Raw genomic sequence first — 14,322 nt, forward strand, 5'->3', positions numbered from 1 at the left:
GCCGATCAACGACGCGCGGCATCCTGCATCGCGATCAGCCGATCGAGCAGCATGAGCCGAATCGCGATATCGCGCCGATAGGACGCATCGGCGGGGGTCAGCGCGAGGGCGCGGCGCCAATAGCGTCGCGCCACGTCGAAATTCTCCTCCCGCACATAGGCGAGGCCGAGGAAGAACGGCGGCGCGGGATGTTGCGGCGAGAGTCGCATGGCATGCTGGAAGGCGAACAGGGCGGGCGGCGACACGCGGTTGCCGTCGTGCGTCGCCAGGGCACCCCCAAGCGCGGTCCACAGCATCAGGCTTTCCGGAACATGCGCGATCCCGCCCAGGATGACCCGCACCGCCGCGCGCGGGTCGCCGGACCGGCTCATCGCATCCGCCGCGACCAGATACGCGCCGTCCGCGGTATATTGGCCGAGCATGCGGTTGCGCAGGTCGATCATCGTCAGGTCGTCAGGCAGGACGGCGGCGCGCGCCGTTGCGGGATGAGCGGGAAGCGTGGGTCGTCCCTGCCAGGCATAGCCGGCGGCACCGAGCATCGCCGCGGCGCCGACAGCACTCCACAGCATCCGCGGTACGCGGAGCAGCACGACCGCTGCCGCGCCGAGGGCGGCGAGGATCAGCAGCGCCAGCCAGCCCATTATTGCGCCCTCCGGCGGAAGCTGAGACGCGCGACTGCGACGCCGACGACGAGGAACACGACCGGCGCGAACCACAATGGCCAGGTCGCCCCGTTGAGCGGCGGATCGTACGTCACGTACTCGCCGTAACGCGCGATCAGCCAGCGGCGGATCGCATCGGGGCTCTCCCCGGCCGCGATCCGCTGGCGGACCAGCGCGCGCATGTCACCCGCGATGCTCGCATCGCTGTCGGCGATCGACTGGCCCTGGCAGACGAGGCAGCGCAGCGTCTCCATCAGCCGCTGTGCCTTGGCTTCGCGCAGGGGATCGCGCAGCTGCGTATTGGCGAGCGCCGCCGGCGGCGTCGACGGGTCCGCGAGGGCGGGTGCGGCGATCAGCGCCACCGGTATGAGCCAGCGCCTCATCGCGCGCCCCTGACCGCTGCGGCGATAGCGTCGACGTCTTCGGCGCGGATGTCGCCGACGTGCTGAAGGACGATCCGCCCCTGTCCGTCGATCACGAACGTCTCCGGCACGCCCGACGAGCCGATGGCGAGTTGCACCGCGCTCTGCCTGTCGTCTCCGATCCGGTCATAGGGGTCGCCGTTGCGGCGCAGGAAGGCCGCGAGGGCCGGCGCGGTATCACGGATGGCGACGGCGTCGACCGGAATGCCCATGGCCTTCAGGCGCAGCAGTTGCGGCGCCTCGGCGGCGCAGGGGATGCACCAGCTGGCGAAGATGTTGAGCAGCCGCGGCTTGCCTTGCCGGAAGTCCGTGGTCGTCAGCCCGGGCTTGCCCGCAGCAAGCGGCGGCAACCGGAATTCGGGAAGCGGCTTGCCGACTAGGTGCGAACGCACAATACGGTCCGCCGGCTTGATCAGGCCCAGCGCTGCTATGCCGAACAGGAACGAGAAGCCGGCGAGCGGCAACCAGAGCAGCAGGCGCTTCATGCCCAATAGTCCCGCATGCGCGCGCGTCGTTCGCGCCGCCAGCGGCCGATGAGCGACAGCGCCCCACCCAGTGCCACCAGCGCACCTCCCAGCCAGATCAGCGTCACGAACGGTTTCCACCACAGGCGCAGCTGCCAGCGGCCATAGCCATCCGACTGGCCCAGCACGGTATAGAGCTGACCGTCCCAGAAGGTCGCGATCGCGCTCTCGCTGGTCGACGTCGGCGGCGTCGAGAAGAAGCGGGATTGCGGGCGCAACACGATGAGGTCGTCGTCCCGCGTTGCCGACAGCCGCGCTTCCAACGCCGACCAGCCTTCGCCGATCACGGGCTTGATCCCGTCGAGCCGGACCGTGAACGGCCCGACGCGCGCGGGCTGGCCCACGGTGACCGCGAGCAGCGTCTCTTTGGTGAAGGCGCTGTCGGAGGCCATGCCGGCAAAACTCACCGCGATGCCCAGGTGCGCGACGACCATGCCCCAGGTGAATAGCGGGGTGCGCAACGGGTGGCGACGGAGCACGGGCAGGACGCTAGCGACCGCGAGACCCGCCGCGAGCGAGAGCCCGATCGTCGGCAGAACGGGTATCGGACCGAACGCCACCAGCGCCGCCGCGGCGAAGCAGGTCGCGGCAATCGGCCAGGTCAGCCGGCCGGTCAATTGCCCGGCATCGTCGCGTCGCCAGCGGATGAGCGGCCCGGCTGCCATGACCACCACGAGCGCCAGCGCGATCGGTCCCGCCGCCTTGTTGAAGAAGGGGGGCCCGACCGACAGCTGCACGCCGAAGCTCGCCGCGACCAGCGGGTAGAGCGTCCCGATCAGCACGACGCCCAGGATGACCGACAGCAGCAGGTTGTTGATGACGAGACCGCCCTCGCGACTGACCGGCTCGAAGGTCGTGCCGGCCCGCACCGTGCCGATCCGCGCTCCGAACAGCGCCAGCGCGCCGCCGATATAAAGTGCGAGCAGGGCCAGGATGAACGCGCCGCGCCTGGGGTCGACGGCAAAGGCATGGACGCTGGTCAGGATGCCGGACCGGACCAGGAATGTACCGATCATCGACATGGAGAAGGCGACGACCGCCAGCATCACCGTCCAGGCGCGCAGGCCGTCGCGCGTCGCGAGCACGGTCACCGAGTGGAGCAGCGCGGTAGCGGCAAGCCAGGGCATCAGCGAGGCGTTCTCGACCGGGTCCCAGAACCACCAGCCGCCCCAGCCCAGCTCGTAATAGGCCCAATAGCTGCCGGCGGTGATACCGATCGTCAGGAAGATCCAGGCCGCCAGCACCCAGGGGCGCATGGCCTTGGCGAAGGCGGGACCGACCTGTCCCGTCACCAGCGCCCCGACCGCGAAGGAGAAGGCGACCGATATGCCGACATAGCCGACGTAGAGCGTCGGCGGATGGAAGGCGAGACCAGGATCCTGCAGCAGCGGATTGAGACCGAGTCCGTCCGGCGGCGCCGGACTGACGCGGTCGAACGGGTTGGAGGAGAACAGCAGGAAGGCGTAGAAGCCGAGCGCCAGCGCGGCCTGCGCGCCGAGCGTCGCGATCAGCGTCCGCGCGTCCAGACGCCGCTCCAGGATCGCCACCGCTCCGCCGGCGAGGCCGAGGATGGTGACCCAGAGCAGCATGGACCCCTCATGATTGCCCCAGGCGCCGGCGAACTTGTAGATCCACGGCTTGGCGGCCGCGCTGTTCTCGACGACGACCCGCACCGACATGTCGGAGGCGAGGAAAACGGCGATCAGCGCCGCCATGGCGGCGGCGGCGAAGCCGCCTTGCAGGACGGCGACGGGCCGCACCCCGCCGACCAGCCCCTCCTGCCCGCGCGCGACCGCAGCGGCGGCGAGCACCAGCTGCAGCGCGGCGAGCGCGGCGGCGAACCACAGCGCGGCTAGGCCAGCCTCCGCGATCATTTCGTCAGCGTCTTCGTCTCGTGCATGGCACCCGCAACCTGCGGCGGCATGTACTTCTCGTCGTGCTTGGCGAGCAAGTTGGTCGCGGTAAAGCTGCCGTCGGGATTGAAATGCCCCTCGGCAACGACGCCCGACCGTTCGCGGAAAAGGTCGGGGGCGATGCCGCGGAACGTCACGGGCGTCGTCGCCAGCCCGTCGCCGACGACGAAGCGGATCGTCACGCCATCGGCGGCCCGCACGATCGATCCCGCCTGCACCATCCCGCCCAGCCGCACCTCGCGACCAAGCGGCAGGCCGTCGCGGCGTGCGTCCGAGGGCGCGTAGAAGAAGCTGGCCTGATCCCGCAGCGCGGACAGCGCGAGGAGCCCGGCGCCGACCATCGCGGCGAGCGCGAGCAGGACGAGCGTCAGCCGCTGGTTCTTGGCGGTCACTTCTCGGCCCGCCGCATCGCGATCCAGCTCGCCAGGGTCAGCACCGCGGCACCGCCCAGCGCGACGACATAGGCGGCGGTGACGAAAGGCCAGGGATTCATGCGCGGGCCATCCGGCGCATCCGCGCCTCCGCCTTGGTACGGGCGAGGATCATGCGCATGCGCATCAACACGATGCCGGCGAACAGCAAGGTCGCGCCGAGGCCGGTGAAGCCCAGCGGCCACAGGATGCTGGCATCGATGCTGGAGCGCGTCAGGCCGATCGACGGTCCCTGATGCAGCGTGTTCCACCAGACGACCGAATAGCGGATGACCGGCAACAGCACGGTGCCGGCGATACCGTAAAGCGCGGGTATGCGCCCGTCGCCGCCGCGATCGGCGTCCGCGCGGGCAAGTGCCATGTAGCCGCAATAGACGAAGAACAGCAGCAGCATCGACGTCAGCCGCCCGTCCCATTGCCACCAGGTTCCCCAGGTCGGCCGTCCCCAGATGGCGCCGGTGACGAGACAGATGGCCGCGAACGTCGCCCCCGGAACCGCGATCGCGCGTGCCGCGACCTGGGCGAGCGGGTGGCGCCAGATCAGGAATGCCGCGCTCGCCACCGCCAGCCCGCTCCAGCCGCCCATGCCGAGCCAGGCTGCAGCCACATGGACATAGAGGATACGGACCGTTTCGCCCTGCAGATAGTCGGCGGGCGTTCGCGTCAGTCCCGCCCAGCTGCCGAAGGCAAGCAGCGCCAGCCCCGCCAGCGTCAGCACCGGCGTCAGGGGCCGGGCGATGCGCAGGAAACGCGCGGGGTTGGCGAGGGCGTGGAGGCTCGGCACGATCGTGCGGGTCATAGCAGGAATGCGCCCGCCGCCAAGCCGCCACGCAGGTCCGACGCGACGGTCGGCCACCGCTCTTCCCCGCGTGGGAGGGGCGGTGGCACCCAGCCCCTCTCGATCAGCCCCTCTCGATCAGCCCCGCCCGATCAGGCGGCGCGCGATCGTGTCCGCGACTTCCGCAGCCGGGCGGCCGGTCCGATCGCTTTCGTCCCACACTTCGTTGAGGCGCGCGGGGATCTTCTCGATGCGGGCCATCACCTCGGCCTCGTCGCCCTGTCCGAGATATTCGAGACCGACATTGATGATGCCGCCGGCGTTGATGACGTAATCCGGCGCGTACAGGATGCCGCGCTCGTGCAGGCGATCATAGTCCTCGCGGGTCGCGAGCTGGTTGTTCGCGCCACCCGCGACCACCTTCGCGGTCAGCGTCGGGATCGTCGCCTCGGTCAGGATGGCACCCAGCGCGTTCGGGCTGAAGATATCGGCTTCCACGCCCAGGATGGTTCCCGCGGCGACCGCCTGGCCGCCCAGCTCCTGCGCAAGCGCCTGCGCACGGGCCGCATCGACGTCGGCGAGCGTCAGCGTCGCGCCATCCCGGGCCAGCAGCCTGGCAAGACCGCCGCCCACCGATCCGACGCCCTGGATCGCGACGTGCACGCCCTTCATGTCCGTCGCGCCCAGCCCGCGCTGCGCCGCCGCCTTCACGCCCAGATAGACGCCGTGCGCCGTATAGGGACCGGGATCGCCGCCCGCCGCGCCGCTTTCGACCGGCAGGCCGGAGACGTATTTGGTCTCTCCGGCGATGACCTTCATCCGCGCTTCGGACATGCCGACGTCTTCTGCCGTGACGTAGCGGCCGCCGAGCGACTCGACGGCGCGACCGAAGGCCTTCAGCTGCGCTTCGCTGATCACGGCGCCGAGCTTGTCGGCGAGGATCACGCCCTTGCCGCCGCCGAGCGCCAGATTGGCCATGGCGTTCTTGAAGCTCATGCCGCGCGACAGGCGCAGCGCGTCGGTCACCGCCTGGTCGCCTGCCGCATAATGCCAGAAGCGCGCGCCGCCGGCCGCCGGCCCCAAATGCGTCGAATGGATCGCGATGATCGCGCGCAGGCCCGATTCGGGATCGGTGAAGGCGTGCACGCCCTCGTGGCTGTCGAAATCGGGAAGATCCCACACCGAGGTCATGACCTGCTCCGCTGCATAATGTTGTTGCGGGAAGCGGTAATATTCTTTCCCCGCACTTTTGGCCAGCCCTGATCGGCACTTAGCAAAAAAGGACAGGAGAAATGGGGCGACCGACGGGACTTGAACCCGCAACTTCCGGCATCACAAGCCGGCGCTCTAACCAATTGAACTACGGTCGCCGCGAAGGCCCGTGCCCCTACGAGGGAGGCGGGGCTTCGTCAAGTTGCCGCAGACGTTTTTGCTCGGCGCCGCGCGAAGCAGCACGGCCGGTCGCTGCGAAATCGCCGCTTCTCCGGGCGTTGCATCACCCCGGCCGGTACGTTCAGAAGCTGCCCTGGATCGTCAGGCGATACCCGCTGCCCGAAGGCGTGAAGCCTGCCGCCGCCAAGCGCTCGGCCGCGACGGGATCGGTGGCGGCGATCCGCATCTGCGCGCTGTAATGGCCGTCGGCCGTCACCCGCAGCTCGACCCCCTCCGTGCCCGCCTGGCTTGCGAGCGGCAACAGCAACGCCGTGCCGTCGCAGCGCGCATTGCCGGACAGCTGGGTGGGCAGCGGCACGCCACCGGCGTCCCCGACCAGCGTCGCCCGCACCCGTCCGTCGGCCGCTTCGCAGGATGCGTCGGCGAAGCGGATCGTCACATCCTCCAGGATCAGCGAGGTGACCGGCAGCGGCGCGAAGACCCGTCCCGTCGGCAGCGTCGCGGTGACATGATCGAGCGCGCGGCGATGGCGGCTGATCGTGATCGCGCCGCGAAGGCCGCCAAGATCGTCTTCCAGTCCGATCCTGGCCCGTCCGATGAGCAACGCCAAAGGCGAGACGCCCGCGTGGAGCGTGCCGAGCGACAGGTCGCCGAACCGCGCCTCCACCAGTCGCCCGTCCCAGACGGATCCCTCGACGCTGCGCGCGCTGAACCCCTCTTCGCCGAGCCCGATCCAGCCCAATGCCAGCCGCATCGGCAGGAACAGCAGCAGCGCGGCGACCAGCATCGCGCCGAACAGGGCGGTGGGCCCGGTACGCAAGCGCAGGCGCCTCATGACGCGCGCGCCCTGACGACCAGGTCGGCAGAGACGCTGCCATCACCATTGTCGTGCCAGGTCGCGCTGTCCACCAGGACGCCGCTGCCCTCAAGATCCGCGATCCAGCGCGACAGCGCGGCCGGTCGTGCGGCCTGGATGGAGGTATGGACGCGCCCGCCGGTGCGCTCGTCCAGCGTGGCGAGGACAAAGCCGGCGCTCTCCGCCTGCGCGCGCAAGGCGTCGGCAAGGCTGCCCGTCAGCGGTACGCGGCGACCGGCGGCACGAATGGCGTCGATTGCGCTTTCCGTCGTGCCAAGGCGGACAACCGCGTCGGCGTGCCGCTCGCGCGCGCTCGACAGGCCGTCGCGCACCGGTCGCACGATGCCTGCCCAGAGGATGGTCAGCACGGCAAGGCCGAGCATCACGAGGATCAGGCGCTTTTCGCGCAGCGATCGCCCGTCGAACCAGGCGCGGAAGGCGGTCATCGCCGGGTCACCGTCATCTCTCCCGTCACGCGGCCGTTGGCCGCCTGGAACACGCCTGCCTCGACCGTGAAGCCGGCCCTTTCGAGCGCGCGCTTGAGGTCGGTCGGCAGCGACTCCCGCGCCGCGGCGACCGACAGGCGCAGGTCGCCGTTCGGCTGGAAATCGAGACCGGTCAGTTCCGTCCCCGGTGTCGCGCGGATCGCCGCATAGACCGCGGCAGCCGTGGTGGTGAAGCCCAGGCCCGGTCCGCGCACGTTGCTGAGCCGCTCGACCAGTTGCCGGTCGACATCGGTGACGGTCTCCCCACGGGCAAGACCGGTGCGTCCCAGTGCCTCCGCGCGTGCTTCCAGCGCATCCGCGCCGAAGCTGTATTTGGCGATCCGGACGAGATCGATGCCCAGCGTGACGAGCAGGATCGCCGCGGCCATCGTGCCGAGGCGACGCACATGCGCCCAATCGATGCCGATCCGCCGCCGGCGCGCGAACGCCCCCTGCCGAAGATCGAGCGGCGGTGCCGCGACGGCCGCGCGCAGCGCATCGTCGAGCGCCTCGCCGGTCAGGCTCTCGACCGGCGCGTCGCCGACGACGAGCGGCGTCAGCAGGGGATCGTCGGCGAAAGCGGTGGCGCGGCCCCGCATCATGCCGGTGCCGGCGATGGTGCCGTGGACATAGCCTTCCACGGGACGGGGCAGGAGCAATGGCGCCGGGATCACCATCTGCGGATCGATCCCGTGCGCGGCGAGGTCCGCCAGCCAGCCCGCCATCGTACCGCGATCGACGACGGCGATGGCGCGGTCGCCCTCCCCCTCGGGTCCGACCGCGATGTGCAGCTCGGCGATCGGTGCGGCGCTCGCCTCCGCCACCAGCAGCCTGGCGGCCGCCACCGCCTGCGCCGTGGAGCGCGCCGGAAGGTCCGCCCAGTGCAGCGTCACCGATTCCGCCGGTGCGATCGCGACGATCGCATCCTCCAGCGCCGGCAGCCCCTCGCCACCATGGATCGCGCCGGTGTCGGCCACGCGCAGCCAGCGCCAGCCGAGATCGATCGTCGGAAGGAAGAGCAAGGTCGTCATAGGTCATCGCCCCATTGCCGCGAGACGAGCCGCACGGGAAGCGTCGTCGCATCGATCAAGGCAGTTTCCTTCAGATCCGCCTGGCCGCGCGTAACGTCGATGCCGAGCGAGAACCATTGGCTCTTCAGCCCGAACTGCCCCCTGTTGGCGGGCACGACGCCATTGGCGGAGGCGAGATTCAAAAACGCGTCCGTGCTCGCGAAGCCCTGCGGCGGCCGACGCAGGATCATCGATCGCGCGGCGTCCACCGAAAGCGAATCGCCGAACAACATCGCGACCAGCGGCGCCTGTTCCGGGGTAAGCGTGTTGATGTTCAGCGTCGTGGCCTGCGCCTTGGGCAGGGTGCACAGCCACGGTCGCAGCTTCGCGTAGATGTCGGGCGTGACTCCGTTCACCGCGCGCAGCTCGCTGGGATCGGCCATCAGCGTGCCGGCGGTGCGATAGGGTATGTCCTTGGCCAGGTAGGTCTGGTCCTCCGCCCCTCCCGGCAAGGCATTCTGGTCGCTGTCGATCCAGTCGGTCGCCGCCGCGGCGATGGCCTCTCCTGCCTGTGTCGGTACGCCGACCAGGCGCATCAGCCGCACGAACTGGACGCGCTGCTCGAAATATTCGGTATAGGTCCCCTGCAACGGACCGGGCCGCACCAGGCTGTTGAGGTTGAAGCAATTGCCCCCGTCGGTCACGCGCGCGACCGCGGCACCCCCGCCGGGCAGCGGCAGCGGGATCGGTCGTCCGCTCCACCCGCCGGCCAGCGTCACCGAATTGCCCGCCTGCCGCAGCAGGTCGGTGACCCGCGTCGTCGCCAGCACCTCCGCGGCACGGGCGAAGGCCCGCGCCTGCTCGCCATCCGCGGCATTGCCGGCCAGGCGCGTCGACAGACGCAGCTGCTCCAGCGCGGCGCCGGCCATCACGGCAATCACCGCGACCAGCATCAGGACGGTGAGCAGGGCCGCCCCCCGCTCTCGATCAGGCGGGCGGCGCATTGGGCATCTGTCCGAAAGGCACCGCGGGCGGCGGCAGATAACCCGTGCCGACCAGCGTGACGATTCGCAGCACGCTGCCGTTCGTGCGCCGGACGACGAGTTCCGCCGCCTGGGGCAAGGCGGCGCCCTGCGTCCCGTCCCAGCGATCGCTCCACGCGCCGCGCAGCCGATAGCGCGCACCGACGCCGGCCACGCCGGAGAGCAGCGGCACGGGCGTGAGTGCCGCGGCGCCGTCGATCATCGGATAGGCGATCCGCACCAGGGTGCCGTCCGCGACGCGATAGGCGACCTTTTGCGCGCTCGCGCGCGGCGCCGCGTCGATATTGGCCCAGCCGGTCCTGACGAACAGCATCTGGCCGTCGGGTCCGCCGGTGAAGGCCGGCAGCATCTGTCCGGCCTCGTCGCGCGCGGGCCGGTCGATCGCCTGCCCCAGATCGCCGGACACCAGCGCGATGGTGCGGTTGAGCGCACCGATGTCGTCGAGCCGCGTCGAGGTCGCACCCTGCGCACGGACGCTGAACGACAGGATCGCGACGCCCGCAGCCGCGATCATGCCGAAGATCAGCAGCGCGATCATCACCTCGACCAGGGTGAAGCCGGCCTCCGTCCTGCGGGGCGTGCGCGGGCTCACGGCTGTGCGTCCGGGGGCCGAATTACCGTCGCCCGGCCGATCGTCGTCCCGCGACTATCCGCGACCGCGACATCGATTCGCACGATCTGTGCATTGCCCGTCGGCCGCACCTCGCGCGCCCAGTTCCACGCGCGTCCGGCGTTCGTCTCCACCCCCGCGCTGCGCCCGATCGTCGGCGTGCGTGCCTCCGTCGCCGCCTCGATCGCGACATTGCGCGCGACCAGATTCGCCACCATCGTGTCGTCGAGGATCGTCGCGCCGCGGATCGTCGCGCTTTCCAGCCGCACCAGCGCCAAAACGGCGAGGCTGAACACTGCAAGCGCGACCATGATCTCGATCAGCGTGAAGCCCGCTTGCCGTGGCGAGGGTGCGCGCGCGGCCATAGTTCAGCTCGCGACCCGCACGCTGCCGTCGGCCGCCACGTCGATGACGGCGCGTGCCGGACCGCGGGTCAGCACGACCTGTGCCGCCCGATCGGCCAGGCCGGTCGGATCGAAGACCACACGCAGCCGCCCGCCGGTCGCGCCGTCGATCCGCGCGGCCGTACCGTCGCTCCAGCGCGTCACGCGCATCGGCGTGTCCGCCATCGGCGTCCAGGCGCCCGCGACGCGCTGATCGAAGCCATAGCCGCCGGGCGTGATCCACAGGCTGACGCTGCGCCCCCCGACGATCGCGGCGTCGTGCGCCGCGCGTGCACGCAGTCCGAACCGCGCCGCCTCGTCGGCGACGCGTCCGCGCGGGTCCGGCATCGCATAGACCGCGACCGCCGCGGCCAGCGCGATCACGACGACGACGACCATCAGTTCGACAAGCGTGAAGCCGTGTTCGGCGAAACGCCGAACGGGCGTGAAGCCGTGTTCGGCGAAACGCCGAACGGGCGTGAAGCCATGACCGGCCGGCCGCTTCGCCTGGACCGCCCCTCGCGAATCGGTCGCGTTACTGCCAGGAGCCGATGTCGGCATCGATCCCCTCGCCGCCTTCCTTGCCGTCCGCACCATAGGTCCAGACGTCGGCTTCGCCGTGCTTGCCCGGCGACGCATAGAGATACGGCCGGCCCCAAGGGTCGTTCGGCAGTTTCTTCAGATAGCCGCCGCGCTGATAGCGAGAGGCGTCCGCGCCCGCCGGCGCGGTAACGAGCGCCTGCAGCCCCTGGCTGGTCGTCGGGAAGGTGGACATCTGCAGGCGGTACAGCTCGAGCCCGCCCTCGATCTGCGCGATGTCGGCCTTCGCCTTCTCGACCCGCGCCTTGTCGCCCGACGGCAATACGTTGAGCGCCACGATCGTCGCGAGCAGACCGATGATCACGATGACGACCATCAGCTCGACGAGCGTGAACCCCTCTTCGTCCCGGCGACGGCGGCGCTTCTTGTCTTCGATGTTCATAGACTTCCTCATTGACCCGCGAGCGTGTTGAGCTGGAGGATCGGCAGCAGGATGGATAGCACGATGGTGGCGACGATACCGCCCATCACCACGATGATCGCCGGTTCGAGCAACGACAGCGCGGTGGCGGTGAAGCGGTCGAACTCGCGCTCCAGATAATCCGCCGCGCGTTCCAGCATCTCGTCCAGCCGCCCGGCCGCCTCGCCCGACGCCGCCAGATAGGTGAGCAGCGGCGGGAACACGCCCGCCCGCCGCATGGCCGCCGACAGGCTGCCGCCGCCGCGGATCGCGTCGACGATCTCGTCCGACGCCAGGCGCAGCCGCCGATTGTGGATGGTGGAGGCGGTCAGCGCCAGCCCTTCGAGCAGCGGCAATCGGCTCGCGACCATCGTCCCCAAAGTGCGCGCCATCCTCGCCGCATGAAGGTCGCGCAACAGGCGCCCGACGAGCGGCAGTCGCAGCAGGCGCGTATCGACGGCGAGGCGCAACGCCGGATCCCTGAGCGCGAACCAGCTCCCGACGCCGATCGCGAGTGCGACCAGCGCCATCAGCCACCACCAGCCGACGAGAAGGGCGGATACCGCGATGACGATCCGCGTCAGCAGCGGGAGCTGCTGGCCCACCGTGTCGAACTGCTCGACCACCTGCGGCACGACGAACATCATCAAGGCCGTGACCACGCCCAGCGCCACCACCGCGAGGATCGTCGGATAGGCGAGCGCGGTGATCAGCTTGCCCCGGATTTCCGCCTGCCGTTCCAGCAGCGCGGCGAGCCGGTCGAGGATCGTGGGCAAGCTGCCCGAGCTCTCGCCCGCCGCCACCATCGCGCGATACAGGGGCGGAAAGCTCTTCGGTTCCCGCGCCATCGAATCGGCCAGTCGGCGCCCTTCGACGACGCCGGCGTGAACGGCGGCGACGATGCCGCGGACGCTGTCCTGCTCCGTCTGCCGCGTGATGGTGCGCAGCGATTCCTCCAGCGGGGACACGCGGTTGAGCGTCGCGAGCTGGCGCGTGAACAGCGTCAGCTGCTTGCCACTCATCTTGGGCCGGCCGAGCTGAAGGCCGAACAGCGGACGGCGCGTCGTCGCGGGCGGCGCGCCCGGCTCGATCCGGACGACGTACAGCCGCCGCCGGTCGAGACTGGCCCGGGCCGCGTCGATATCGGCCGCCGCAACATGCCCGCGCTGCTCGCTGCCGCGCGTGTCGATCGCGACATAGTCGAAATCAGCCATCGGCCCTGGCCGGGCGAGGCGGCGTCACAATCGCGCTAGGCATCGTCCGCCTCGCGCCGCGTCACGCGCACGGCTTCCTCGGGAGTCGTCAGTCCCGCCTTGACCAACGCCTTGGCCGATTGCGCCAGGCTGGTGCTGTGTTCGAAGGCGTGGCGCGCGATCGCCGCCTCGTCGCCGCCTTCGTTGATCAGCCGCCGGATCGTTTCGTCGACGCGCACGCCCTCGAACACCCCGATACGGCCGCGGTAGCCGGTATGGTTGCAACGCTCGCAGCCGACCGCCTCGTACACCATCTTGCCCGGCTTGATGCCGAGCAGCGGCGCGACGCCGTCCCCGGCCCGCACCGGCCGCCGGCACACGTCGCACAACCGCCGGACCAGCCGCTGCGCGATCACCGCGCGCAGCGTCGAGGCGAGCAGGAACGGTTCGACCTTCATGTCGCGCATGCGCGTGATCGCGCCGACCGCGTCGTTGGTATGCACCGTCGACAGCACGAGATGTCCGGTCAGCGACGCCTGCACCGCGATCTCCGCTGTCTCGCGATCGCGAATTTCGCCCACCATCACCACGTCCGGATCCTGGCGCAGGATGGCGCGCAGACCGGCGGCGAAGGTCAGGCCCACCTTGGCGTTCACCTGCGTCTGACCGACGCCCTCGACGGCATATTCGACCGGATCCTCGACCGTCAGGATGTTGCGGCTGCCGTCGTTCAGAAGGCGCAGCGCGCCGTAGAGCGTCGTCGTCTTGCCCGATCCCGTCGGCCCGGTGACGAGGATGATGCCGTTCGGTTCTGCCAGCGCGTGGCGGAGCAGCGCGTACATGGCCTCGTCCATGCCGAGCGCGTCGAGGTCGATGCCGGCATTCTCCTTGTCCAGGATGCGCAGCACGACCCGCTCGCCCGCCCGGCTCGGCAGCGTCGAGACACGGACGTCCAAAAGCTTGCCGCCCAACGTCAGCCCCATCCGGCCGTCCTGCGGCACGCGGCGTTCCGCGATGTCGAGCCGCGCCATCACCTTGATGCGGCTGACCACGACTGGCGCGACGTGCGGCGGCATGCGCAGCGTCTCGCGCAGCACGCCGTCGATCCGCATCCTGACGACCAGGCCGGTCTCATAGGGTTCGATATGGATGTCCGACACGCCGTTGCGTGCGGCATCGGCGATGATGCCGTTGATCAGGCGGATCGCCGGCGCGTCGTCCGCCGTATCGAGGAGATCCTCGGCGGTCGGCAGCCCTTCCGCGAGCATGTCGAGCTCGTCGCCCATGCCCACCGCCGCCATCGCCGTCGCCTGCTCGTCCATGGCATAGGCATCGGACAGCAGCCGGTCGAACGCCACGGGCGGCACGACCGCGACGTCGAACGCCCGCGCCAGATATCGGCGCACCTCGATCAGCATGCGCGGATCGGCGCCCTCGCGCAGCGCGACGACGGGCGTCGCTTCGGGCTCGGTGGGCTGCAGCACGACGCCGTGCTTGCGCGCAAAGCCGTAGGGGATGGCGACCATCGGCACCGCGGCCGGATCGACGGCTGCGCTGTCCTCGGGCAGCGGCGACGCCTCGCGCGCGACCGGCGGTAGCGGATCGAGATCGGCCCCGGGC

At 70.2% G+C, this 14,322-nt stretch carries 17 protein-coding genes and 1 tRNA gene; all 18 read right to left on the reverse strand.

Features of this window, described 5'->3' with window-relative positions; translation table 11 throughout:
- Positions 1 to 5 precede the first annotated feature (5 nt).
- Positions 6 to 641, reverse strand: a complete 636-nt coding sequence (locus tag RF701_RS06135; RefSeq protein WP_210358027.1) for a hypothetical protein — start codon at positions 639 to 641, stop codon at positions 6 to 8.
- Positions 641 to 1,045 carry a cytochrome c-type biogenesis protein gene (locus RF701_RS06140; protein WP_210358028.1) on the reverse strand — a complete coding sequence of 135 codons (405 nt, stop codon included), beginning with the start codon at positions 1,043 to 1,045 and terminating at the stop codon, positions 641 to 643. Before RF701_RS06140 ends, RF701_RS06135 begins: the two co-directional genes overlap by 1 nt.
- Positions 1,042 to 1,569, reverse strand: a complete 528-nt coding sequence (locus tag RF701_RS06145; RefSeq protein ID WP_308814428.1) for a DsbE family thiol:disulfide interchange protein — start codon at positions 1,567 to 1,569, stop codon at positions 1,042 to 1,044. Before RF701_RS06145 ends, RF701_RS06140 begins: the two co-directional genes overlap by 4 nt.
- Positions 1,566 to 3,482, reverse strand: coding sequence for a heme lyase CcmF/NrfE family subunit (locus RF701_RS06150; protein ID WP_308814429.1), 1,917 nt, complete (start codon positions 3,480 to 3,482; stop codon positions 1,566 to 1,568). Before RF701_RS06150 ends, RF701_RS06145 begins: the two co-directional genes overlap by 4 nt.
- The gene (ccmE, locus tag RF701_RS06155) at positions 3,479 to 3,913 is read right to left on the reverse strand and encodes a cytochrome c maturation protein CcmE (protein WP_203309461.1); all 435 of its coding nucleotides are present in this window, start codon (positions 3,911 to 3,913) and stop codon (positions 3,479 to 3,481) included. Before ccmE ends, RF701_RS06150 begins: the two co-directional genes overlap by 4 nt.
- 97 nt (positions 3,914 to 4,010) lie before the next feature.
- The gene (ccmC, locus tag RF701_RS06160) at positions 4,011 to 4,751 is read right to left on the reverse strand and encodes a heme ABC transporter permease CcmC (RefSeq protein ID WP_308814430.1); all 741 of its coding nucleotides are present in this window, start codon (positions 4,749 to 4,751) and stop codon (positions 4,011 to 4,013) included.
- 117 nt (positions 4,752 to 4,868) lie between these two features.
- Positions 4,869 to 5,921: a Glu/Leu/Phe/Val dehydrogenase dimerization domain-containing protein gene (locus tag RF701_RS06165; RefSeq protein WP_308814431.1), complete on the reverse strand. Its 1,053-nt coding sequence runs from the start codon at positions 5,919 to 5,921 to the stop codon at positions 4,869 to 4,871.
- 102 nt (positions 5,922 to 6,023) lie between these two features.
- Positions 6,024 to 6,100, reverse strand: a tRNA-His gene (locus RF701_RS06170).
- Between the two features lie 143 nt (positions 6,101 to 6,243).
- Positions 6,244 to 6,957: a type II secretion system protein N gene (gene gspN / locus RF701_RS06175; protein WP_203309463.1), complete on the reverse strand. Its 714-nt coding sequence runs from the start codon at positions 6,955 to 6,957 to the stop codon at positions 6,244 to 6,246.
- On the reverse strand, positions 6,954 to 7,424 hold the full coding sequence (gene gspM / locus RF701_RS06180) for a type II secretion system protein GspM (protein ID WP_203309464.1): 471 nt from the start codon (positions 7,422 to 7,424) through the stop codon (positions 6,954 to 6,956). Before gspM ends, gspN begins: the two co-directional genes overlap by 4 nt.
- Entirely contained in the window at positions 7,421 to 8,494 is a 1,074-nt protein-coding gene (gene gspL, locus RF701_RS06185) for a type II secretion system protein GspL (RefSeq protein ID WP_210358034.1), read from the reverse strand. The genes gspM and gspL overlap by 4 nt, the downstream gene beginning before the upstream one ends.
- A complete protein-coding gene (gspK, locus tag RF701_RS06190; protein ID WP_203309466.1) occupies positions 8,491 to 9,477 on the reverse strand; it encodes a type II secretion system minor pseudopilin GspK in 987 nt (328 codons plus the stop codon). Before gspK ends, gspL begins: the two co-directional genes overlap by 4 nt.
- On the reverse strand, positions 9,461 to 10,108 hold the full coding sequence (gspJ, locus tag RF701_RS06195; RefSeq protein WP_308814432.1) for a type II secretion system minor pseudopilin GspJ: 648 nt from the start codon (positions 10,106 to 10,108) through the stop codon (positions 9,461 to 9,463). Before gspJ ends, gspK begins: the two co-directional genes overlap by 17 nt.
- Positions 10,105 to 10,491, reverse strand: a complete 387-nt coding sequence (gspI, locus tag RF701_RS06200; protein ID WP_308814433.1) for a type II secretion system minor pseudopilin GspI — start codon at positions 10,489 to 10,491, stop codon at positions 10,105 to 10,107. The genes gspJ and gspI overlap by 4 nt, the downstream gene beginning before the upstream one ends.
- 3 nt (positions 10,492 to 10,494) lie before the next feature.
- Positions 10,495 to 11,070 carry a GspH/FimT family pseudopilin gene (locus tag RF701_RS06205; RefSeq protein WP_308814434.1) on the reverse strand — a complete coding sequence of 192 codons (576 nt, stop codon included), beginning with the start codon at positions 11,068 to 11,070 and terminating at the stop codon, positions 10,495 to 10,497.
- Positions 11,045 to 11,491, reverse strand: a complete 447-nt coding sequence (gene gspG, locus RF701_RS06210) for a type II secretion system major pseudopilin GspG (RefSeq protein ID WP_203309469.1) — start codon at positions 11,489 to 11,491, stop codon at positions 11,045 to 11,047. Before gspG ends, RF701_RS06205 begins: the two co-directional genes overlap by 26 nt.
- An 8-nt stretch (positions 11,492 to 11,499) precedes the next feature.
- Positions 11,500 to 12,723 carry a type II secretion system inner membrane protein GspF gene (gspF, locus tag RF701_RS06215; RefSeq protein ID WP_210358038.1) on the reverse strand — a complete coding sequence of 408 codons (1,224 nt, stop codon included), beginning with the start codon at positions 12,721 to 12,723 and terminating at the stop codon, positions 11,500 to 11,502.
- A gap of 35 nt (positions 12,724 to 12,758) precedes the next feature.
- Positions 12,759 to 14,228, reverse strand: coding sequence for an ATPase, T2SS/T4P/T4SS family (locus tag RF701_RS06220; protein ID WP_308815620.1), 1,470 nt, complete (start codon positions 14,226 to 14,228; stop codon positions 12,759 to 12,761).
- Between the last annotated feature and the right edge of the window lie 94 nt (positions 14,229 to 14,322).

It is taken from the genome of Sphingomonas sp. GV3, from assembly GCF_031082075.1.
GTDB classification, from domain to species: Bacteria; Pseudomonadota; Alphaproteobacteria; order Sphingomonadales; family Sphingomonadaceae; genus Sphingomonas; species Sphingomonas beigongshangi.